Here is a 21,989-nt window from a genome sequence, read left to right as displayed (position 1 = left end):
GTCTTGCAGGTTGTAGAAGCCGACGTTGGTGTCGCCTGCCGACACCGTGACGTTGGGTAACTTGCCTTCGGGGTTGAGCAGCATGCTCCTGGCTTGTGAGTCCCGTGCAATTTCATGAAACACAAGGCGGCGCACCGCGAGCAGTGACAGAGTGCGTTCGCCAATGATCATGGACGGAAGGACGCGGGTACCACGCACAGTTTTCCCCTCCCGGTCTTTGTGCAGCGTGACCCAGTAGTCGCGCATGCGTTCTTCGGCGTGGGCGGCATCGTAGGCAAGGTAGCTTGGAGCGGGCATGCCCATGGCTTTCTGTTCTTCGAGGAGGTCATCCAATTCGGAACTTTTCACATTCCCGTTGATGTACGTGGGTGTGTTCAACCATTCGCGCGGCAGTCCAAAGAACACGTTTGGGTCGAAGTAATTGGGGCGGCCGGTGCCCCGCTTGAGGGAATAGAAGTAGTTCGCGTTCTCAAGGTAGTCGTTAAAGGTGTTCAGCGGAGCAGTAATCAAATCGCTTAACGCCGTGGCGAATTCATCTCGCTCCACGTGCGGTAAGTCTTCCAGCCGCAGGCGGCGAGGCACGCCACTAGTCACTTGGCCCACCGCATCGCCCAGCTTGAAGCGCTTCGCTTGCAGATCGTCGTCATTGGGCTGTGCGAGCCCTTGTGCCCACAGCAGATTCCATTGAGTGGGGTAGCTTCGGCGCATCAGCGGGTTGAGCCATTGCACGCCAAGCAGGACGGCGGCAGGAGCCTGGCCCGGATCACCTTGTTGTGCTTGCGTTTGCATGCGCGGCCAAGCGATGGGTTGGCGGTAGTAGGTTTTATTGGTCGGCATCTGGACTCCGGATTGACAGGCAGTAAGCAACAGGCAGGCGACGGCTAGCGCGTGGGTGGCAGCATGCCTGTAAGCGATGAGATGAAATGAATCGCGCATATGGGTTTCTCAGGCGTAGCGTGGTCCGCCTGGCGGCATGTGGAGGGCATCAAAGCGTCCGGGGTTTCGCGCATCGGGAATGCCGATGGCCCTGACTGCCCCCTCGGTAGCCGCTAGGTTTTTGTGTTGGGCCAGCATGCCTCCCTTGTAAGTCGCTTCTTTGGTGTTGTAGTAGGTGAATTCATCGTCCAGGTCGATGTTTCGCCCCTCCGGGCATTCATCCGTTTTCTCTGGCTTGCACCACCGCCAATCCGCCATCCGCCGCAACTGGTTCATCAACAACTCATCGAAGTGGCACATGCCCACGTCCACGTCATAGGCGAGCACATGCTCCGCATGCATGGCGTTGGTGAGGATGGTGGAGTGGTTGGTGGCTTGCGCGTCTTCGCCGTCCTTCATCAGGGCGGTGCGCTCTTGCTGTTCGAAAGCGCCAAACGTGGTGCCGCGCAAGGTGTGGTGTTGTGCGGCGTTCATCTTCTTGACGTCGTCTTCTGCAAAGGACACGCCCTTTCTGAGGGAGCCGTCGTCGTTGTAGAGTTCGCGTCGCGCGCGCTGGCGCACCCCGGCGTTCTGGTCGTAGCGCATGGCTGCTTCGCTGGCGGCATTGCCGTGGCCGGTCTTGCGTTGCTCGGCGTAGGGGTCGAACTGGCCTTCAGGGATGCTCCGCTTGCGGTTCAGCGCATCTCTGGCGGATTCCTTGTGCGCGTTGAAGGGGCCGATGGTGCGCACGCCATCCGGATGTGAGGTCTCGCCGGGTCGAGGCTCGCCGTGCGGCAGGTAAACGGCCTGGGGCACGATGCCGCCGCTGGGCACCTTGGGGGCATTGACCAGCACGGCCCAGTCATCCGCTGGGTCGGCATTGACGTTGGTGGCGCCCTTCACGGCTTGGCCGCCCCACATGATGGCTTGGATTGGAACGCCGGCAGCGCTGGCGACCAGCTTGCCCCAAATGCTCTTGCGCGAATCGCCCCAGATCCTGGCGAAGGAAACACCCGCGGTGTCAGGGGACGGCGTCCAGAAAGTGGGCTTGGTGTTCCGCGGTTTGAAGGTGCCGGTGGTGTCATCCCAACCGCTGCCCACATCGGCCGGCGTGGCGCCGATGGTGTCGTGCCAATAGCGGTAACGGTAGCCGGGTTCTGCCCCAACCTTGTACGGGGTGCCCGGCTTGGTTTGCGCCCAGACGCGTTGGAACAGAATGTCCCGGGCCCCGGTGGCTTGCACATCCTTGTCGTTCAGTCCAAGCCAGCCCATGCCTTGGACTGGTGAAACGGAGATGACGCGGTCGTGCGGGCAGCAATAGAGGAAGACGCGCCCCCGGGTCTGGTGGTCAGCGCTGTCCTGGGCGGCAGTGCGCGGGGTGTCGCCATTCTGAGGGCACGCGTTGAATCCGAGCTGATCCACGGCGTGGTGGCTGTAGTGTTGGGCCCGGGCCTGGAAGTGGCGCACGATGTCGAAGAAGCCCTTGAGGCCTGCAACGCGCGCGTCGTAGGTGACGCGGCCTGCGCCGTCAAATTGGCTGAAGTTATCCAGGCGGCTACCGCGCAGGCTGTAAGGCGGGTTGGCGAGGACGTAGGTATCGGCTACGCCCAATGATTGGAACTCGGGATGGTTAGCTCCGAAGTAGGCGGAAGCCAGGCCCACCATGTTGCCCTGGCTATGGCAGACGACGGTGACGGGGCAATCGCGTTCGAAGATGTCGCGGTGCAGCTCGCGGATGCGAGCGACCAGTTTGGCTAACCGCCACGCGGCAAAGGCCTGGTAGTGGCGCGTGGGCGCGCTATAGATCTGGCGGTCACTGGTTTGCAAGTGCTGAAGTTCAAACAGACCGCCCAAGACTTCGCTGTCGGTGCCCTTGCCGAACAGATCCGGCAGAGCGGAGGCGCCATTGACGAACGGACCGCCGCCCCACGCGTTTTTCTCGTCGAGCAGAATATTGCCGCCCACACTGGCAAGCTCGTTTCGAACGGTGCCATCTTCCTGGACGACGTCTTCGCTGCTGGCTTTGTAGCCCCAGCGGAAACGGATGACGGGGCTGGTGCCGCTGCCCGGTTCAATGAAGGTGTTGGCTTTGAGGTCGTCAGATATATAGCCGTCTTCTGTCAGCTCGGCTGTATAGCGCATGGGGCGGAGCTTGCCGCTCTCCTTGGGGTAGGCCATTTGTTCGTCATTGCGTTGCAGGCGGGCGTTGAGCCCCCTGCAAAGGCCTTCCTCTGCGGCGTCGAACCATTCGCCGGTGGAGTTGACGCCATGCACGAAGATGATGACGCCGGGTAGTGGTGCCGGATAGACGACCTTGCGGCATGGGCCGCCGGGCAGGGTGATGTCCGTCACCTTGATGCCGTAGAACGAGCGGCGGCGGGCGGTGACGGTAGTTTCGGGCAGAGCCTGTTCAGGGATAGTCATCGTGCAGGACCTCAGGGTGGAAGATGCGAATGCACACAGATCCACCAGTGTCGGAGCGTCGCGCACGAAATCGGCGAGACTCAACACTCTTTGACTTCATCGCCCCTGAGGCCGGCACGTAATGAACAACGATGGGATATGTTCGACGCGGCAGTTAGTCGAGAACGCATGAACAAAAAAAAGCGCGGCTCTCGTCCGCGCTTTATTCTTTGCACCGCCGATGTCAGGCCGATGCCGCCTGCTCCTTCGTCCATTTCTCCATACGCCTGGCCATCTCGTCGGGCGCCACGTCTTCGACATGCGTGGACACGGTCCACACGTGGCCGAACGGGTCTTTGAGCGTGCCGGAGCGGTCGCCGTAGAACTGATCCACCACGGGGCGGACTTCTGTGCCGCCGGCCTTCAGCGCGTTGGCAAACACGGTGTCGACGTTGGGTACGTAGATCATCAGCCCGACGGACGTGCTCTGCAGCGTGTCGGGGCTGGCGCAGATCGTGCCCGGCGCTTCGTCTGACAGCATGATGGGCGAATTGCCGATGCGGATTTCTGCGTGCGCGATGGTGCCGTTGGGGCCGTTCATGCGCATGATCTCGGTGGCGCCGAAGGCCTGCTTGTAGAAGTCGATGGCGCGCGCGGCGCCTTTGATGCTCAGGTACGGGGTGACGCTGTGGTAACCCTCGGGGATGGGCTGGACCGCCATGTCTTGTCTCCTGCAGCGTGTGTCGGAAAGCCGCTGCGGCATCAACCGCAGCGGCGCACGAACAGGATAGGTCAGCAAAAACGCGGGTGCGCGGCGCAAGCGCCCAGACGTGCGGCGGACGATGCTTACGCGCGCACGTGCGCTGCGAACGTCGCTTGCAGTGCGTCTACCGCAGCCGGCACATCGGCCGCCTGGGTGATGGCGCGCACCACCGCCACGGAGCCCACGCCGGATTCCAGCACGCGCGGCATCGCTGCCAGATCGATGCCACCGATGGCGACCAGCGGCGGCGCCGGCACGCGCGTGCGCATGGCGGCCGCATAGGCGAACAGGCGGCCGAGGCCCTGCGGCACGGTCGGCATGGTCTTGGTGGGCGTGGCGAACACGGCGCCCAGTGCAAGGTAGCTCGGGTTCAACGGTGCGACGCGCAGCATTTCGGCAAAGCCGTGCGTGCTGATGCCAAGGCGCAAACCGGCCGAGCGGATCGCCACCAGGTCGGCATCGTCGATGTCTTCCTGGCCGAGGTGAATGCCGTAGATGCCGCTGCCAGGCATCTGCGCATGCACGTCGAGCGCGACTTGCCAGTGGTCATTGATGAACAGGCGCGTGGCGCTGCCGCGTGCGGCGGCTTCTGCGCGGCGCACCTGGTCGACCACGGCCTGCGCGTCGTCCGACTTGAAGCGCAACTGCACCGTCGGCACCTTGAGCGCGACGAGGCGCGCCACCCAGTCCGCATCGGGCACGACGGCGTAGATGCCGAGCTGCGTCGGGCACGGCGCAAAGGCAAGGTCCGCTGCGGTCGGGCACGGCAACGCCGGTTCGATCACGCGGGGCAGGGCATCGAATTGCGTGGGCCACGCGAGGGCATCGGCATTGCCTTCGGCAATCCACGCGCGCGCCACGCACAGCGCATCGCGCGGTTCGAATGCCAGCGCGAGTGCCGCACCGAAGATGGCGACGAAGCGCGCATCGAATGCATCGCCTTGCGCCGCAGACGTGAAGCGATACATACCGAGGCGGTCGTGCACGGTGTCGATGCGTTGATCGCCTTCCACTGCAGTCAACACAACAGCGGCGCCAGCAGAGCGAGCACGTTCGGCTTGCGCCGTATCGGTCGTCAGCAGAACGGTGGCGGGGCTGGTGGCTTCGTCAGCGCGGTCGGTCACGCTCCAGGCGTGCGGTGCGCGACCGAACGCTTCCACATGGCGATCGACGATCTGCGCAGCAAGGGCTGCAGCTTCCGGCCACGCGGCGGAAAAACGCAAGGCGGATGCACTCATGCCTGCTTCTCTTCCGCATGCCAGAACGGCAAACCTACAACCGGCGTGCTGGCCTGCGCGACATCGCGCTCAGGCATCGGGCCCGACAGCCGCGCAAGGCGACCGGCCTGCGTGGCCATCGCAAACGCCTGCGCCATGGCCACCGGATCGCCGGCTTGGGCGACGGCGGTGTTGAGCAGTACGGCGTCGTAGCCCCATTCCATCACCTGCGTCGCGTGCGACGGCACACCCAGGCCCGCATCGACGATCAGCGGTACGTTGGGCAGGCGCTCGCGCAGCAGGCGCAGGCCGTACGGGTTGGTGGGCCCGCGGCCGGTGCCGATGGGTGCGGCCCACGGCATCAGCGCCTGGCAGCCGACGTCGAGCAGGCGGCGGCACAGCACGAGGTCTTCAGTGCAATACGGCAGCACCTTGAAGCCGTCGCGGATGAGGCGTTCGGCCGCAGCCGGCAGCGCGAGCGTGTCGGGCTGCAGCGTGTAGTCGTCGCCGATGACTTCGAGCTTGATCCAGTCGGTCTCGAACACCTCACGCGACATCTGCGCGAGCGTGTAGGCCTCGTCGGCGGAATAGCAGCCAGCGGTGTTCGGCAGCACGGGCACGCCGAGTTCGCGCAGCATCTTCCAGAAGCCCGCGCCGCCTTCGGGCGAGCCCGCGCTCTGGCGGCGCAACGCGACCGTCAGCATGGCCGGGTTGGACACACGCACGGCGTCTTCCAGCGATTGCGGCGACGGGTAGCGCGCGGTGCCCAGCAGCAGGCGCGAGGCGAAGGTTTCGTCGTAGAGGCGCAGCGGGTCAGCCACGGCGGACAGATTCGTAGTGGTCATCGAAGACTCCTAGCCGCCCACGACGGGCTGCACGAGTGCAATGCGGTCGCCTGTCTTGAGCGCGTGCTGCGCATGGCGCGCCTTGGGCACGAAATCGCCATTCACGGATGCGGCAAACGGCGGCGCGATCTGCAGTTGCGGCGCGGCCGCACCAATGGCGTCGGCCAGCGTGCTGCCCGCAGGCAGCGCGAGCGACAGGTCGTTGAGGGTGACGTTCAGCGTCATGACAAAACAGGTTCGGGGGATGCGGCTTCAGCGAACAGCCCGGGCCATTCGCAGTCGTGCGCATCGATGGTGCGGCCGTCCAGCAACGCGCGTGCAGTCGCCACAGCGGCTTGGGTGACGGCGGGCGCAATCATGTAACCGTGCCGGTACAGGCCGTTGACCGACAGCGTGCCCGCGCCATCCCAGCGCAGCGCGGGGCGATGGTCGGGCAGCGTCGGCCGGCACTGCGTATTCAGCTCCAGCACGCGGGCCTCGCCAAACGCGGGGTGCACGGCGTAGGCCGCAGACAGCAATTCCAGCGTGGAGCGCACGCTTGCCGGCGACATGTCGTCGGATTCCAGCTCAGTCGCGCCGATCACGTACACGTTGCCCGGCTTGGGCGCGATGTACAGCGGGTAGCGCGGATGCAGCATGCGCACCGGCCGCGTGAGCGACACGTCCGGCGCATGGATGCGCGCCACTTCGCCGCGCAGGCCACGCAGGCGCGGCCACTGCGGCTTGGCACCGAGGCCACGGCAATCGAGCACGAGGCGCGCGCCCAGCCCGGCAGCGGCGAGCGCGTCGGGGCTCGGATCGGCAACCTCCGTGTTCCAGCGCAACTGCACGCCCAGCGCTTCCAGCTCGGTCGCCAGCGCATCCAGCACGCCGCGCGGGTCAAGCTGACCTTCGCCCGCCAGATACAGGCCCTGCGTGAAGCGTTGCGCGAGCAGCGGCTCCAGCTGCGCAATGCCCGCTGCATCCACGGCGCGCAGATCGGCGGCCACGCGTTCGGGCGGCGCGGCATTGCGGACGTGGCTGGCAAACAGCGATGCCTCTCCACGATCCGCCGCATGCCACACGACGAGCGTGCCGGCCTCCTGGAAGAAGACCGGCGTGCGCAGCTTGGGCAACCAGGTGCGCCACAGCGCGAGGCTGGCCAACCCCAAATCCACGACGAAACGATCGGCCACGGCGGCTTCAGCCAGCGGCGCCAGCATGGCCGCGGCCACATACGCCGCGGCACCGCTGCCGTCGCGCGGGCCGCGCTCCACCACGGCAATGCGCGCAGGCGGCACCCCCGTTTGCGCGAGTTGCCACGCACACAGGCGGCCAGCGAGGCCGCCGCCGAGGATCGTTACGTCAAATGAAGTCGAGGTTGACATTGCACCGCTTGGCTTAGCTGTAGATCTTGCTGCCGCTCTTGCGGAACTCGATCGACTTTTCTTCCATGCCGCTCACGGCAGCAGTAGCGTTGGTGTCGAGCGTGGCCGCGTAGTCGCGCACTTCCTGCGTGATCTTCATCGAGCAGAACTTCGGACCGCACATCGAACAGAAGTGCGCGATCTTGGCGCCCTCGGCCGGCAGCGTTTCATCGTGGAAGGCGCGCGCCTTCTCCGGATCGAGGCCCAGGTTGAACTGGTCTTCCCAGCGGAACTCGAAGCGCGCCTTCGACAGCGCGTTGTCGCGCAGCTGCGCGCCGGGCCAGCCCTTGGCAAGGTCGGCCGCATGCGCGGCGATCTTGTAGGTGATGATGCCTTCGCGCACGTCTTCCTTGTCGGGCAGGCCCAGGTGTTCCTTGGGCGTGACGTAGCACAGCATGGCGGTGCCGTACCAGCCGATGTTGGCTGCGCCGATGCCGCTGGTGATGTGGTCGTAGCCTGGGGCGATGTCGGTCACCAGGGGCCCAAGCGTGTAGAACGGCGCTTCGAAGCAGTGCTTCAGCTCTTCGTCCATGTTGGCCTGCACGCGCTGCAGCGGCACGTGCCCCGGGCCTTCGATCATCACCTGCACGTCGTGCTCCCACGCCTTCTTGGTCAGTTCGCCCAGCGTGTGCAGCTCGCCGAACTGCGCGGCGTCGTTCGAGTCGGCAATGCAACCCGGGCGCAAGCCATCGCCCAGGCTGAACGACACGTCGTACGCCTTCATGATTTCGCAGATCTCGTCGAAGTGCGTGTACAGGAAGTTCTCCTTGTGATGCGCCAGGCACCACTTGGCCATGATCGAGCCACCGCGCGACACGATGCCCGTCACGCGGTCGGCCGTGAGCGGCACGTAGCGCAGCAGCACGCCGGCGTGGATGGTGAAGTAGTCCACGCCCTGCTCGGCCTGTTCGATCAGCGTGTCGCGGAACATCTCCCACGTCAGGTCTTCCGCCACGCCGCCGGTCTTGTCCAGCGCCTGGTAGATCGGAACCGTGCCGATGGGCACCGGCGAGTTGCGCAGGATCCATTCACGCGTTTCGTGAATGTGCTTGCCGGTGGACAGGTCCATGATCGTGTCGGCGCCCCAGCGGATCGCCCACACCATCTTTTCCACCTCCTCGGCCAGCGACGACGTCACCGCCGAGTTGCCGAGGTTGCCGTTGATCTTCACGCGGAAGTTGCGGCCGATGGCCATCGGCTCCAGCTCGGTGTGATTGATGTTGGCGGGGATGATTGCGCGGCCAGCGGCCACTTCCGCCCGCACGAATTCCGGCGTGATGTCTTCCGGGCGCTGCGGCAGGTTTGCGCCGTACGCGAAGCCCGGATGCTGCTTGAGCAGCTTGCGGTATTCGGGCTTGTCCATCAGCGCCTGCAGGTTCAGCGACTCGCGCAGCGCGACGTACTCCATCTCGGGCGTGATGATGCCGCGGCGCGCGTAGTGCATCTGCGTGACGTTGGCACCAGCCTTGGCACGGCGCGGCTTGGAGATGTGCGAGAAGCGCAGGTGCGCGGTGGCCGGGTCGTTGGCGCGTGTCTGGCCGTATTCCGACGACAGGCCCGGGAGGATTTCCGTATCGCCGCGCTCGTCGATCCACTTGGCGCGCACCGGGGCAAGACCCGCCTTCAGGTCGATGTGCACGTCGGGGTCGGAGTACGGGCCCGAGGTGTCGTACACGGGAATCGGCGGGTTCAGCATCTCGCCCTGGTCGGTGCGCGTGGCGGTCTGCTTGATCGTGCGCATCGGCACGCGAATGTCCGGGCGGCTGCCGATGATGTAGGTCTTGCTGGAAGCGGGGTACGCGAACTTCTGGTCGAGCTCGGTCTGCAGCGAGTCGAATGAGGCGGCGGGGGCGGTTTTGGCTTGGGGCATGGTCTCGTCCTTGGATGCTGTGGCCTGGTGGATCAGGCGGTGGACGAAACCGGGAGAGGTGGCGTGACCCGGAAGGGTGGGCTGCCGAGACTACGCGGTGTTCTGAAACTTCCCACGCCGGTACGAACCGGATCGGGTGCGAAGGGACTCTCTCAGCCGCACGGCCCATCCGTACGGCACCCCTGTTTCATCCAACGAGGCTGAATTTAAGCACAGGGCTGCCGGCGTTGCCAGCAAGAATTCCCGGCAGGTGACGGCTGCCGGGTCATTTCAGTCCAAACCCGCGGGCAAAGTGCATCGGGGCGCACGGGCACAGTCGGCTTGATCTGGCGCAATCCGGCCGCGTTTCACCTGTGCGACGCTCGAACCCATTTTTCATGCCTGTTGCGTTGCGGCAAAGCCGCTGGGGGGAGTTGTCATGCTGGAGCGTCGGTTCACACTCGCGGGGCGCAGCCTCGTGCCTATCGTGCAGGGCGGCATGGGCGTCGGCATCTCGGCGCACCGGCTGGCCGGCGCCGTTGCGCGCGAAGGCGGCATGGGCACCATCGCCAGCATCGACCTGCGGCATCACCATGCGGACCTCGTGGCCGCGACCGAGAAATCGCGCGACAAGGACGCCATCAACGCCGCCAATCTCGTCGCGCTCGACCGGGAAATCCGCGCCGCGCGCGCCGCATCGGAAGGCCGCGGCCTGATCGCCGTGAATGTGATGAAGGCCGTGGAATCGCACCCTGCGCTGGTGCGGCAGGCCTGCGAGAGCGGCGCCGATGCGATCGTCATGGGCGCAGGGCTGCCGCTCGATCTGCCGGAGATGACGGCGGAGCATCCGAAGGTGGCGCTCATCCCCATCCTTTCCGACTCGCGCGGCGTGGGCGTCGTGCTCAAACGTTGGATGAAAAAGGCGCGGCTGCCGGACGCGGTGGTGATCGAGCACCCCACGCATGCGGGCGGCCACCTGGGCGCGGCGCGTATTGAAGATTTGCGCGACGAGCGGTTCTCGTTTGCGCGCGTGCTGGATGAATGCCGGGAGTTGTTCATCAAGCTGGGGCTGGCGGCGGAGCAGATTCCGATCATCCTCGCGGGCGGCATCGATTCGCATGCCAAGGTGAAACACTGGCTCGACAAGGGCGCCGCTGCGGTGCAGCTCGGTACGGCGTTTGCGGTGACGGAGGAGGGCGATGCGCACGTGCGCTTCAAGCGGGTGCTGACGGGTGCGGAGCAAGGCGATATCAGCGAGTTTGTCAGCGTGGCCGGGCTGCCCGCGCGGGCCGTGATGACGCCTTGGCTGTCGCGTTATCTGTCTCGCGAAAGCGCGCTGCAGGCCAAGGCCAAGGTGCGGGACTGCCTGCAGGGGTTCGATTGCCTGCAGACGTGCGGCCTGCGGGATGGCATCGGCAAGGTGGGGCAGTTCTGCATTGACCTGAAGCTGGCGCAGGCGCTGCGGGGGGACGTGGAACGCGGGCTGTTTTTCCGCGGGGCGGGGAAGCTGCCGTTCGGGGAGGCGATCCGGCCGGTGCGGGAGTTGATGCATTACTTGTTGACGGGGGAGAAGCCGGTCGCTTCTTGATGTGGTTTTTTTTGCTTGTGGTGCATCCCTTGTTTCAGCCCCGGCAGGGTACGAAACACAGATGAACCACCAAGTCAAAAAACCACCGCCCCAATCCAGCTCGTATAGAAATCCCCCTCCACCCAGCCCGCCCCCCGGTGGTCTACCATGGCCCACACACCCAAAAGCGCCACGCCAGGAGACTCCCAATGCCCACAGAGGCCACCCACCGCGTCTTCAACCAGGTCCCGGACCTGACCGGCTTCAACCCCTTCACGTCCGACACCACGCTGCAAGGCGCGCTCGAACGCCTGGGCGGCGGCTGGAACGCCGGCGCGCTGCAAGCCTTCGGTGACCAGCTCGGCGCGCCGGAGACGCTGCAGTGGGCTGCGGAGGCCAACACCTATCACCCCGAACTCCACACCCACAGCCGCACGGGCGAGCGCATCGACGCCATCCGCTTCGACCCCGCCTGGCACGCGCTGCTCGGCCTGATGCGCAGCCAGGGGCTGCAGGCGCTGCCGTTTGCCGACCCGCGCCCGGGCGCCTGGGCCGCCCGCACCGCCGGTTATTTCATGCAGGCACAGATCGAATCCGGCACGCTGTGCCCGGCGACGATGACGTTCGCCAGCATTCCCGTGCTGCAGAAAGAAACCGCGTTGTTTGCCGACCTGGGGCCGCGTCTCTACGCCCGCGAACACGACGCACGTGATCTGCCGTGGCGCCAGAAAACCGCCATCCTCGTCGGCATGGGCATGACCGAAAAGCAGGGCGGCTCCGATGTGCGCAGCAACACCACGGTGGCAATGCCCTTGCGCGGCGAGGGCCGTGGCGCAACGTACGCCATCACCGGCCACAAGTGGTTCTTCTCTGCGCCGATGTGTGATGCGCACCTGGTGGTCGCGCGCATGGGTGCAGAAGACGGCCCGCTGTCGTGCTTCTTCGTGCCGCGCTTTCGCGATGACGGCAGCAAGAATCCGATCCAGATCCAGCGCCTGAAAGACAAGCTCGGCAACCGCTCGAACGCGAGCAGCGAAGTCGAGTTTCGCGGTGCGGAGGGCATCCTCATTGGCGAGGAAGGGCGCGGCATTCCGACCATCATCGAGATGGCGACGCACACGCGGCTCGACTGCGTGATCGGCAGCGCGGCCATCCTGCGCCACGCGCTGATGCAGGCGCTGCACCACGCGCGCCATCGCATGGCATTCGGCCGCCTGCTGGCCGACCAACCGCTGATGCGCAACGTGCTGGCCGATCTGGCCCTGGAATCGCAAGCCGCGACCTTGCTGATGATGGAACTGGGCAACGCGTTCGAGCGGGCCGATGTCGATCCGCTGGCCGCGGCGTGGAAACGCATTGTCACGCCCGCCGCCAAGTTCTGGGTCTGCAAGCGCACCATCGAAGCGACCGGCGAGGCGATGGAAGTCTGGGGCGGCAACGGCTATGTGGAAGAAGGCCCGATGGCGCGCCTGTACCGCGAGGCGCCGGTCAATTCCATCTGGGAAGGCTCGGGCAACGTGATGTGCCTGGACGTGCTGCGCGCCATCGGCCGCACGCCGGACGATGCGCTGCGCCTGGTGCACGACATTGGCGAGCGCGCCCAGGGCCACCGTGCCGTGCGGGCGGAGTTGGCCGCGCTGCAGGCGATGCTGCATCAGCCGGGTGACATCCAGGAAACCTCCGCGCGCCGCATCGCGCAGGGGCTGGCGCTCACGGCGCAGGCGGCGCTGATGCTGGCCCACGCCCACCCGGACGACGCCGAGCGCTTTATCGCCAGCCGTTTCCATCACCAGCATGGCCGTGTGTTCGGCACGCTCGATGGGCATGCGCAAGAACTCGGCGCCGTGCTGCAGCGCGCGTGGCCCGTGTAACACCACCCCGGGGAATGCGGCTAAACGTGAGCGCACGCTTTCGCCGAACGCTTTTCACCACGGACCGACGTCTGGCCGCTTATCCAGGCACCGCAGAGGTGCTTGAGGGTATACCCGCAATCAGCGCATAATGCGCGCCCATGGCGGCGCGTGACATTGCTTCACGTTTTGGCATTCCCCGGGGGGAGTGACGGCGCGCACGCCAGAGCTGCGCCGACAGGGCAACAGCGCAGCCAGTCGTGCCACTAGAGCCCTAACCCTCTCCCAGGACCGTTGACGATGTCGTTCCCCGCGCGCACGTGGCTGCTGGCCGCGCTTGCCGTTCCCGCCGCTGTTTCCGCCACATTCTTCTCACCCGACGCTGCTGCCGCCACCCCGACGCTGGATCGCATCCGCGACTCCGGCACGGTGCATGTGGCGTATCGGGAAGACTCCATCCCCTTCTCGTATCTCGATGGCACCAAGCCGGTCGGCTACGCCATCGACATCTGCTCGCGGCTGATCGACTCGCTGCGCACGTCGCTCAAGCGCCCGGACCTGAAAGTGCAGTACGTGCCCGTCACGGCCGCCAACCGCCTGGACGTGGTCGCCACGGGCAAGGCCGACCTGGAATGCGGCTCGACGAACAACTCGCCGGAGCGCCGGCAGAAGGTGGCCTTCACGATCCCGCACTACATCACCAAGGGCCGCATGCTGGTGAAGGCCAGCTCGCCGATCCAGCAATGGGAAGACCTGAACGGCAAGACGGTGGTGGCCGCGCGCGGCTCGACCAATGCCGACCTCGCACGCAAGCTCAACGAAACGGGCATGACGATCCAGGTGGTGGAGGCCAATGACCTGCGCAGCGCGTTTGCGATGCTGGCCGATGGCCGCGCCAACGCGTTTGCCGGCGACGACATCCTGCTCTCGGGCATGCGCGCCACGGCAAAGAACCCGGCTGACTACCGCCTGGCGGGCAAGACGCAGCTTGTGTCGTCGTACGCGATCATGCTGAGCAAGCAGGATCCGGAGTTCAAGAAGCTGATCGACCAGGCGATGACGCGGCTGATTGTCGACGGCGAGGTGCCGAAGCTCTACAAGAAGTGGTTCCAGCAGCCGATTCCGCCGAATGGGGTGAATCTGGAGGTGCCGATGAGTTATTTGTTGCGGGATTCGTTTAATACGCCTACGGATAGTGCTGGGAACTGATCTCTGATTTGCTTCGGGGTGCTCGTTGATGGTGTTGGGGCATCCCTGAAAGGCGCGCCCGAGATGGCGACTTCCCCTTGAATTTATGTGACCGTGCGGGGAAGGAGGCAAACTCGCTGCGCTCAGACAGGCCTCCTTCCTTTTTCCGCCCGCTCACAGAAATTCAAGGCGCCATCTAGGGCTCCAACGGCCACACCGTTGGTATGCGGAGGGCGGCGCTGCGGTTCGCCGCCCTCGCTGTTTTCAGTGCACCTCCGCCGGCGCTGCCTGCACCGCGATGCTGCTCACCACATTCAGTGTCGGGCGTCCGCCTTGACGCATGAGGTCTGCGGCGCGCTCGGCAATCATGATGATTGGGGCGTTGGTGTTGCCGCCGATGAGCGTCGGCATGACGGAGCCGTCGATCACGCGCAGGCCTGTCAGGCCGCGTACGCGCAGTTCGGGGTCGACCACGGCCATGCCATCGTCGGCGCTGCCCATCTTGCAGGTGCCGACGGGGTGGTAGATGGTGTCGGCGTGCTGGCGGATGAGGGCGCGCACGGCTTCGTCGTCGGAGCCGTCGCCGCGGATGTTGGCTGAATACAGCTCGCGCCCGCCCAGGTCGGCCAGCGGGCGCTGCGCGAAGATGCTCTTCACGGCGCGGAAGCCGGCGAGCATGCCGGCCATGTCGTCGGGGTCGGAAAGGAACTTGGGATCGATCAGCGGGGCGTCGCGCGTGTCGGCGGAGGCCAGGCGCACTTCGCCGCGGCTCTTCGGGCGCAGCACGCAGACGTGGCACGAATAGCCGTGGCCGTAGTTGAACGTGCGGTTGTGGTTGTCGGCCATGGCGACCACGAAGTGCAGTTGCAGATCGGGATCGGCCAGGTCTGGCCGGCTCTTGATGAAGCCGCCGGCTTCGGCAAAGTTGGTCGCCAGCATGCCGCGACGCTCGCGCCGGTAGCGCAGGATCTCGCTCAGCATGTTCACGCTGCCGCGCAGCGAATAGCCGATCAGGTCGAGGTTGAACGTCTTCTTGTGCAGGATGATGTCGAGGTGGTCCTGCAGGTTCTGGCCGACGCCAGGCAGGTCGTGCACGACCGGAATGCCGAGCGCGCGCAGATGCTCGGCCGGGCCCACGCCCGAGGCCATCAGCAATTGCGGCGAGCCGAATGCGCCCGACGACACGATCACCTCGCGCCGCGCACGCAACGTTTCGGTGCGGCCGCCGCGCTCCACCGTCACACCCGTGGCGCGCTTGCCGTCGAAGACGATGCGCAGCGCCTGCGTGTCGGGCAGCACCGTGAGCTGACGGCGGTTGCGGCAGAACGTGGCATCGGCCTTGTCGCCGCCATGCAGGTAGGCGCGCGCGGCGTTCCAGCGCTCGCCGTTGTACTGCGTGACCTGATACGGGCCGACACCCTCCTGCCGCGGGCCGTTGAAATCGTCGTTGCGCGGGTAGCCCGCGGCCACGGCGGCCTCGACAAAGCGACGGGCAATCGGGTTGCCGGTGCGCAGGTCACTCACGTGCAGCGGGCCGGTGCCGCCGTGCAGCGGATCATCGTCGCGACCCGCGCAGCGCTCGTTTCCTTCGGCGCGCCTGAAGTAGGGCAGAACGTCGCTCCAGCCCCAGCCGGTGCAGCCGAGCGCGGCCCAGTGGTTGTAATCGCTGGGCGTGCCGCGGATGTAGATCATTGCGTTCAGCGATGAGCTGCCGCCGAGACCGCGCCCGCGCGGCTGGTAGCCCTGGCGCCCACCGAGGCCCGGCTGCGGCACGGTCAGGAAGCCATAGTTGCGCTTGTTCTTGAACGGCAGCGACGCCGCGCAGCCGGCCGGCACCCACACCGAGAGGTGATGATCGTGCGGCCCGGCTTCCAGCAGGGCGACAGTGACGTCCGGGTCTTCGGTCAGCCGGCTGGCAAGCGCGCAACCGGCCGAGCCGGCGCCGACGATGACGTAGTCGAAAGTCAGCGCGGAGGTGAGCGAATCCGTGGCCATGGGTGTCTCCGGATGGTGTTTTTTATCTGGGCGAGCGACGCCGCCAGCTGTCTGCCGGTCCTGAATTCACATCCTAGGCGCGCTGGGTTGTTTCAAACGGCCGGGCTTACCCGCATTAGAGGCATCGTTCGATGTCACGCAGCAAACCGGCGCGCCGCCGCCCATCAACCCTTGCTCGAGTAGCGATGGCGGGATGCCGCAACGCAACAATTCCGCGCTGGCACACGGTTGCGCGGGCCCAGGCAAGCCTGGCATGCGGCACACGGCAGGCGCGTATCAGCCCGTCGCACGCGCGCGTGGCGACCATACTGCTTTGCAATTGCACCGATCCGCCGACCTTGCCAGGAGCCTCCCATGCAACCTGCCGACCTGCCCGCCCCGCATATGCTGCGCATGCAGCAGACCTTCGAGGCCATGCGCGCCGCCCACCAGGCCGACATGCTGCCCACCTGGCCCGTGCGCCGGGATCGGCTGATGCGCCTCAAGCGCCTTGTCATGGACAACCGCGAGGCCATCGCCCAGGCGGTCAGCGCAGACTTCGGCAATCGCTCGCGGCAGGAAACCGAGTTGCTGGAGATCTTCCCGAGCGTGGACGGCATCAAGCACGCGCTGTCGCATGGCAAGCGCTGGATGCGCGTGCAGCGACGCGGCGTGAGTCTGTGGTTCCGGCCGGCCAGCACGCGGCTGATTCCGCAGCCGCTGGGCGTGGCGGGCATCGTCGTGCCGTGGAACTACCCGATCTATCTGACCATCGGGCCGCTGGTCTCCGCACTGGCCGCGGGCAACCGGGCGATGGTCAAGCTCTCGGAATACACGCCGCGCTTTTCCGCCCTGTTTGCCGACCTGGTCGAGCGCAGCTTTGCCGCCGATGAAGTGCGCGTCATCAATGGCGATGCGGCCGTCGCCGAGGCCTTCTCGCGGCTGCCGTTCGACCACCTGCTGTTCACCGGCTCCACCAACGTCGGCCATCACGTCATGCGCGCGGCCGCCGACAACCTCACGCCCGTGACGCTCGAGCTGGGCGGCAAATCGCCCACGCTGATCGGGCCGGATGCGGACTTTGACCGCGCGGTGGAGCGCACGCTGGTGGGCAAGCTGCTCAACGCCGGCCAGACCTGCGTGGCGCCCGACTACGTGCTACTGCCCGCGGGCACCGAACAGCGCTTCATCGATGCCGCACGCAAGCTGGTCGGCAAGATGTACCCCGACATGGCGCGCAACCGCGATTACACGACGCTCATCAGCCCGCGCCACTTCCAGCGCATGGCCAGCCTGGCCGACGAGGCCCGCGAGCAGGGCGCGCAGGTGCTGCCGCTCACCAATGTTGCGCCCAACGACGCTACGCGCCTGTTCCCGCCCGCGCTCATCACCGGCGGCACCGACGACATGCGCGTCATGCAGGAAGAGATCTTCGGCCCGCTGCTGCCCCTGGTGCCCTATCGCACGCTGGACGAGGCCATCGACTACATCAACGCGCGCCCGCGCCCGCTCGCGCTGTACGTGTTCGAGCGCAGCAACAGCACCATCGACCGCGTGATGAGCAGCACCATCGCCGGCGGCGTCTGCATCAACGAAACCCTGCTGCACGTGGCGCAGGACGACCTGCCCTTTGGCGGCGTGGGCGCCAGCGGCATGGGCGCGTACCACGGCATCCACGGGTTCGAGCGGTTCTCGAAGATGAAGCCGGTGTTCAGGCAGGCCCGGCTGAACGGGCTGGGCCTGTTCCGCGCGCCGTACGGGAAGACGTTCGAGACGATGATGAAGCTGCTCGTGCGCTGACAAGTCATTAGCAGCAATGAGGTTTTAGCCACCAGGCATTAGCTTCTAGAATGCAGCGATGGCGAAGAACCTCGACATCACCCTCGTCCGCACCTTCATTGCCGTGGCGGAAAACGCCAGCATGACGGTGGCGGCCAACGCGCTGCACCTCACGCAGGGCGCCATCAGCCAGCAGATCAAGCGGCTCGAAGACGCCTTCGAATGCCGCCTGTTCGAGCGCGACGGCCGGCGGCTCGAACTCACCCACGCGGGTGAACGGTTCCTCGGCCGCGCCAAACGCCTGCTCGCCCTCAACGACGAAATCTGGGCCGACATGGCGGCGCGCCCGCTGCAGGGGCCGGTGCGCCTGGGCGTGCCTTACGACCTGGTCGGCACCGTTTTCCCGCCGATCTTCAAGGCGTTTACCGAAGCGTGGCCGTCGGTGGAATTGACCATCGTCTGCGGCACCTCACCCGAGCTGGCGGAGGGCATTGCGCGCGGCGAGCTGGACGTCGCCGTGGTCGAAGCGCCGGTGGATGAAGCCACAGGCGAATGCCTGTGCGTGGAGCGGCTGGTGTGGGTCGGCCCGCGCGGCGGCAACGTGCATGCGAAGCGCCCGCTGCCGCTGTCGATGGTGGACGAAAGCTGCGCCTTCCGCGCCCGCGTGCTCAAGGCGCTGGGCGAGCACGGCATCGAATGGCGCACGGTGTTCGAGAGCGGCAACATCGAAGCGACCACCGCCACGGTCCGCACCGGGCTGGCCGTCACGGCATGGCTGACGCCGACGGTGCCTGCGGACTTGGACATCCTCGGGCCCGAAGCCGGCCTGCCGGAACTGCCGATGTTTGCGATCAGCCTGCTGTTGCCGGCGCAAGGTGCGAGCCAGGCAACACAAGCGCTGGCGCACTGTATTCGAGACGGATTTTCTACGCGGCAGAGCGCGCTGGAGCGCAAGCGCGCAGCTTGATCTGCGGTCGGCTGTCTACCTGGCATCCCCGGCCCGCCCCGGGGATACGTCCATCCGTTGTTATGCGGCGGTGATCTGCCGTCGCTCGATGGCCGCCAATACCTCCCACGTGCGCGGATCCACGTCGCTCCCCCCGAGCGACATCGACAGATACGCGTCGATGGCATCGATAAAGCCCTTCACGAAGGCCTGCGGATACGCGTGTTCCGAGAAGTACGTGAGCTGCTCGCGCAGCATGCCCAGCCGCCGCTGGCCATGGGTCTGCATGTCAGCGCGCGTGCGGCACAGAAACGCGCGCGCCGAGATCGCACCGTTCAGGTAGAGGCGGTTGTTGGTCAAAGACATGCGGCACCTCCCGGTTGCGTGGGAAGCCTGCAGCGCCAAGGTGGAGGGGAAGGATAAGACGCGGGGCGATGCCCGCTGAGTGCGGTAGCCATGTAGCCTCCGGGGATAGGTTGATGGAGGCTCGCCGCTCGCTGCTAAACGAGGGTGGCGGGCCTGACGACGGCGTTAGCAGACCGGCCCTATCCCAGCTACCGGCAGACCCGAAGGTCTCACCGCCCGGCCCGCCATGAAACACATAGGCGTGCACAAGCACCGGACACAAAAATGCCGCGCGGAGGCGGCTGTCCGTCTGGGAAAAAGGGGTGGGCTGCTAAACCCAGTCACCGTTGGTGCGGTGACGGTGGGGATTATATGGTCACCGTCTTCTCCAAAGAGCGCTGTGCCATGAATTGCAGCCAATTCCGATAGCGATGGCTCACATTGCTCGCTAAGTTTGTGCGCTTCCCCTCATTGACGAACCACCACAATCTATACCACCCAGTGGTATATTTAGCCCTTACGAAAGCAGCATGAAGCCCCTCTCACCGCGCATATTCAAAACCAAGTGGTTCAACAAGGCGGCGAAAGCTGCAGGTATTGCCGACGTGGAACTGTGCCGGGCGGCCAAGCAGTTGACGCTGGGCATGGGCGACGATCTTGGTGGCAACGTATGGAAGAAGCGCTTGGACCAGAACCGCAGACGCGGCATCGTGGTGAACAAGATTGGCCACTGTTGGTTCTTTGTCTTTCTGTTCGCCAAGAGCGACCGAGAGAACATCAATGACCGTGAACTGAAGGACTTCCGAAAAGCTGCCGCAAATTTGGGCAAACTGCGAGACACAGAGATTGACTCGCTGGTCGAACTACAAGCGCTGGTGGAAATTTGCAATGACTAAGACACGATTCAAGAGCGACGCATCTGAGGCCATTCACAGCCTAGCCTCGGACCTGTATCGCGCCAAGCTCATCGACAAGAAAACCATGCGCGAGTACGACGACCTGTGCATAGAGCCTGTGCCGGAATTCGATGCGAAGGCAATCGCGCGCATCCGTAAATCTGTGAACGTCAGCCAAAGTGTGTTCGCTGCATACCTGAACACCACTGCTTCGACAGTGCGGCAGTGGGAGCAAGGTGACAAAAAACCTAGCGGCATGGCTGCACGCCTCCTGCAGCTGGTGCAGAAGCACGGACTCGCCGTGTTTTCCTGATTCGTCAACGCTGTAGAAAAAACAAAAACCCCGCCAACCGGCGGGGTCCCCCAAATCCTTTTGAGCCTGCAAGCAATCAAGCCTGCGGCGCTGCCCCATCTTCCGGAGCGGCCTCGCCTTCGGCCTTGGCTTCGTCCTTCTTTTCGAGCATCGCTTCCAGCGCGCCCGCGCCCTTGAAACCGGCGACGGCGGCGACGGCCTTGGTCAGCAGGCCGGCATCCGGATCGACTTTCTCGGCGGCTTCAACGGCGGCGACGGCGCCGGCGATTTTGCCCACTTCATCCAACAGTCCCATGGTCACCTCCGCGTGATTGAACGGGAGAGCCATCTTGCTCCCGGCAAGCGGCAGAAGTGCAAGCAAAGTTAAAAGTTTTTTGAGGGCGTTCGTTTGCGTACAGCGCGCATCACTCCGCTTCGGCGCCGGCAGGGGCGCCGGTGAGCGCAGCCAGGCGCTGACGGGCGCTGTCGGTAATCGGACTCGACTGGCGCGTCGCCACGTCGATCTGCACGATCACCGATTGCGATGTCGCGGCGCATTGGCCGTTCTGGAAGATGGCCTGCTCGAGCTTGACGGAGCTGCGCCCGATGCTCGCCACGCGTGTGCCGATCTGCACGGTGCCGGGCCAGAGGATCTCGTTGCGGAAGTCCAGCACAAGCTGCGCGATGACGAACTCGCAGCCGGGCGCGGCCAGTGGGTTGTCGGGCGTGAAGAGCATTTCCACGCGGCCGGTCTCCAGGTACGTGGCGAAGACGGCGTTGTTGATGTGGCCCTGGCGGTCGGTGTCGCCGTAGCGGAGCTTGTCGATGGACTGCAGCGGAAAGTCGTGGAGCGATGGGAGCGTCATCGTGATGAGCGGTGGGGCGGCGGTGCGTGCATTGTGCCGGGCTTTGCGCGCCGGCGCAGAACGCCGGTCAACCCAGCGCGCGCAATGACGTGCTGATGGCGCGCGCGCACTGCAGCAGGGCGGGGCCGAGCTTGGCCTCCATCTCGTCGGGCGTCCATCGCCCGGTCGGGGCAACGAGATGGATGGCCCCGAGCGCGCGGCCGTTGCCGCCGATCACCGGCGCGGCGATCGTCATGTCGCCGAGGAACAGCTCTTCGCAGTTGGTGGCGTAGCCGCGCTGGCGCGCCTGGCGCAGCGTTTCCATGATGTCCGCCACGTCGGTGCGCGTGTGCATGGTGTGCGCCACGCGCTGCGATGCCTCGACGATGGCCTGCGCTTCGGGCATCGGCAACGCGCTCAGGTAGGCGCGGCCCGACGCGGTGCAGTACATCGGGATGCGGCTGCCGATGGGCATGTGCACCGGCACGAAATGCGCGCTCACAAAGCGGGCGACGTACACCATCTCGTCCTGGTCGGGCTCGGTCAGGCACGAGGTTTCGGTGGTCAGCTTGGTCAGCTCGGCCAGGAACGGATTGGCCACGTCGATCAACGTGTCGGCGGCCAGGTAGTTGAAGCCGATCTTCATCACTGCGGGGGTGAGCTGGTAGCGCCGCGTCTGCGGATGCTTGCGCAGGTAGCCGAGCTGCTCGAGCGTGTAGACCATGCGCTGCGCCGAGCTTTTGTTGATGCCCGCCGCCGCGGCCACTTCGGCAATCGTCATGGTGCGGCGCTGCGCGTTGAAGGCGCCCAGCACGGCAAGCCCTTTCTCCAGCGACTGGTTGAACAGCAGGTCGGGGGCGTCGGCAGCGTCGGTCATGGCATGTGGCTTTCGGTTGGCAAATCAGCGCT

General features: G+C 65.5%; 19 protein-coding genes, 1 pseudogene and 1 riboswitch. Of the genes and pseudogenes, 7 read left to right on the top strand and 13 right to left on the bottom strand.

Features of this window, described 5'->3' with window-relative positions; all coding sequences use genetic code 11:
* From A6M56_RS03165 to thiC, 8 genes and pseudogenes are all read right to left on the bottom strand, one after another.
* Positions 1 to 936 (bottom strand): annotated as a pseudogene (locus A6M56_RS03165) (hypothetical protein); the annotation flags it as partial.
* A gap of 9 nt (positions 937 to 945) precedes the next feature.
* Positions 946 to 3,339, bottom strand: coding sequence for a T6SS effector phospholipase Tle3 domain-containing protein (locus A6M56_RS03160; protein WP_102080470.1), 2,394 nt, complete (start codon positions 3,337 to 3,339; stop codon positions 946 to 948).
* A 223-nt stretch (positions 3,340 to 3,562) separates the two neighbouring features.
* A complete protein-coding gene (locus A6M56_RS03155; protein WP_102080469.1) occupies positions 3,563 to 4,039 on the bottom strand; it encodes a VOC family protein in 477 nt (158 codons plus the stop codon).
* 125 nt (positions 4,040 to 4,164) lie between these two features.
* On the bottom strand, positions 4,165 to 5,319 hold the full coding sequence (locus A6M56_RS03150) for a thiamine phosphate synthase (RefSeq protein WP_102080468.1): 1,155 nt from the start codon (positions 5,317 to 5,319) through the stop codon (positions 4,165 to 4,167).
* Positions 5,316 to 6,143: a thiazole synthase gene (locus A6M56_RS03145; protein WP_027678721.1), complete on the bottom strand. Its 828-nt coding sequence runs from the start codon at positions 6,141 to 6,143 to the stop codon at positions 5,316 to 5,318. The genes A6M56_RS03150 and A6M56_RS03145 overlap by 4 nt, the downstream gene beginning before the upstream one ends.
* A 9-nt stretch (positions 6,144 to 6,152) precedes the next feature.
* A complete protein-coding gene (thiS, locus tag A6M56_RS03140) occupies positions 6,153 to 6,368 on the bottom strand; it encodes a sulfur carrier protein ThiS (RefSeq protein ID WP_045785383.1) in 216 nt (71 codons plus the stop codon).
* Positions 6,365 to 7,510: an FAD-dependent oxidoreductase gene (locus tag A6M56_RS03135; protein ID WP_102080467.1), complete on the bottom strand. Its 1,146-nt coding sequence runs from the start codon at positions 7,508 to 7,510 to the stop codon at positions 6,365 to 6,367. Before A6M56_RS03135 ends, thiS begins: the two co-directional genes overlap by 4 nt.
* A gap of 13 nt (positions 7,511 to 7,523) precedes the next feature.
* Positions 7,524 to 9,419, bottom strand: coding sequence for a phosphomethylpyrimidine synthase ThiC (thiC, locus tag A6M56_RS03130; RefSeq protein WP_045785381.1), 1,896 nt, complete (start codon positions 9,417 to 9,419; stop codon positions 7,524 to 7,526).
* Between the two features lie 92 nt (positions 9,420 to 9,511).
* Positions 9,512 to 9,613, bottom strand: a riboswitch (TPP riboswitch).
* Between the two features lie 224 nt (positions 9,614 to 9,837).
* Between thiC and A6M56_RS03125 the strand changes: the two genes are divergently transcribed.
* The 3 genes from A6M56_RS03125 (at position 9,838) to A6M56_RS03115 (ending at position 14,024) form a co-directional block, all read left to right on the top strand.
* On the top strand, positions 9,838 to 10,986 hold the full coding sequence (locus tag A6M56_RS03125; protein ID WP_104610776.1) for an NAD(P)H-dependent flavin oxidoreductase: 1,149 nt from the start codon (positions 9,838 to 9,840) through the stop codon (positions 10,984 to 10,986).
* A gap of 188 nt (positions 10,987 to 11,174) precedes the next feature.
* Positions 11,175 to 12,836: an acyl-CoA dehydrogenase family protein gene (locus A6M56_RS03120; protein ID WP_045785378.1), complete on the top strand. Its 1,662-nt coding sequence runs from the start codon at positions 11,175 to 11,177 to the stop codon at positions 12,834 to 12,836.
* A gap of 279 nt (positions 12,837 to 13,115) precedes the next feature.
* Positions 13,116 to 14,024 (top strand): amino acid ABC transporter substrate-binding protein, encoded by a 909-nt coding sequence (locus A6M56_RS03115; RefSeq protein ID WP_102080465.1) that lies wholly within the window; start codon positions 13,116 to 13,118, stop codon positions 14,022 to 14,024.
* Positions 14,025 to 14,267: 243 nt separating this feature from the next.
* On the opposite strand, the gene A6M56_RS03110 is transcribed toward A6M56_RS03115, so the two are convergent.
* Positions 14,268 to 15,998 carry a GMC family oxidoreductase gene (locus tag A6M56_RS03110; RefSeq protein WP_102080464.1) on the bottom strand — a complete coding sequence of 577 codons (1,731 nt, stop codon included), beginning with the start codon at positions 15,996 to 15,998 and terminating at the stop codon, positions 14,268 to 14,270.
* Between the two features lie 354 nt (positions 15,999 to 16,352).
* Here A6M56_RS03110 and A6M56_RS03105 point away from each other — a divergent pair, with 354 nt between their 5' ends.
* Complete coding sequence (locus tag A6M56_RS03105; protein ID WP_257984073.1) at positions 16,353 to 17,777, top strand: coniferyl aldehyde dehydrogenase; 1,425 nt, start codon at positions 16,353 to 16,355, stop codon at positions 17,775 to 17,777.
* 58 nt (positions 17,778 to 17,835) lie between these two features.
* A complete protein-coding gene (locus A6M56_RS03100) occupies positions 17,836 to 18,723 on the top strand; it encodes a LysR family transcriptional regulator (RefSeq protein ID WP_102080463.1) in 888 nt (295 codons plus the stop codon).
* Positions 18,724 to 18,783: 60 nt separating this feature from the next.
* Here the strand turns inward: A6M56_RS03100 and A6M56_RS03095 are convergent, their stop codons facing one another.
* Positions 18,784 to 19,068 carry a hypothetical protein gene (locus A6M56_RS03095; RefSeq protein WP_063392378.1) on the bottom strand — a complete coding sequence of 95 codons (285 nt, stop codon included), beginning with the start codon at positions 19,066 to 19,068 and terminating at the stop codon, positions 18,784 to 18,786.
* Between the two features lie 509 nt (positions 19,069 to 19,577).
* On the opposite strand from A6M56_RS03095, the gene A6M56_RS03090 reads away from it, so the two are divergent.
* Both A6M56_RS03090 and A6M56_RS03085 read left to right on the top strand, forming a co-directional pair.
* A complete protein-coding gene (locus A6M56_RS03090; RefSeq protein WP_102080462.1) occupies positions 19,578 to 19,943 on the top strand; it encodes a type II toxin-antitoxin system RelE/ParE family toxin in 366 nt (121 codons plus the stop codon).
* A complete protein-coding gene (locus tag A6M56_RS03085) occupies positions 19,936 to 20,256 on the top strand; it encodes a helix-turn-helix domain-containing protein (RefSeq protein ID WP_102080461.1) in 321 nt (106 codons plus the stop codon). Before A6M56_RS03090 ends, A6M56_RS03085 begins: the two co-directional genes overlap by 8 nt.
* A gap of 76 nt (positions 20,257 to 20,332) precedes the next feature.
* Here the strand turns inward: A6M56_RS03085 and A6M56_RS03080 are convergent, their stop codons facing one another.
* The 3 genes from A6M56_RS03080 to A6M56_RS03070 all read right to left on the bottom strand — a co-directional run bounded on the left by A6M56_RS03080 (position 20,333) and on the right by A6M56_RS03070 (position 21,957).
* Entirely contained in the window at positions 20,333 to 20,551 is a 219-nt protein-coding gene (locus A6M56_RS03080; protein WP_062737641.1) for a hypothetical protein, read from the bottom strand.
* Between the two features lie 109 nt (positions 20,552 to 20,660).
* Entirely contained in the window at positions 20,661 to 21,101 is a 441-nt protein-coding gene (locus A6M56_RS03075) for an acyl-CoA thioesterase (RefSeq protein ID WP_102080460.1), read from the bottom strand.
* Between the two features lie 67 nt (positions 21,102 to 21,168).
* On the bottom strand, positions 21,169 to 21,957 hold the full coding sequence (locus tag A6M56_RS03070; RefSeq protein WP_045785368.1) for an IclR family transcriptional regulator: 789 nt from the start codon (positions 21,955 to 21,957) through the stop codon (positions 21,169 to 21,171).
* Between the last annotated feature and the right edge of the window lie 32 nt (positions 21,958 to 21,989).

It is taken from the genome of Ralstonia sp. RL (genome assembly GCF_001683835.1).
GTDB classification, from domain to species: domain Bacteria; phylum Pseudomonadota; class Gammaproteobacteria; order Burkholderiales; family Burkholderiaceae; genus Ralstonia; species Ralstonia mannitolilytica.
The sequence above is the reverse complement of the archived record's forward strand: the minus strand, read 5'-3'. Positions and strand labels throughout refer to the sequence as shown.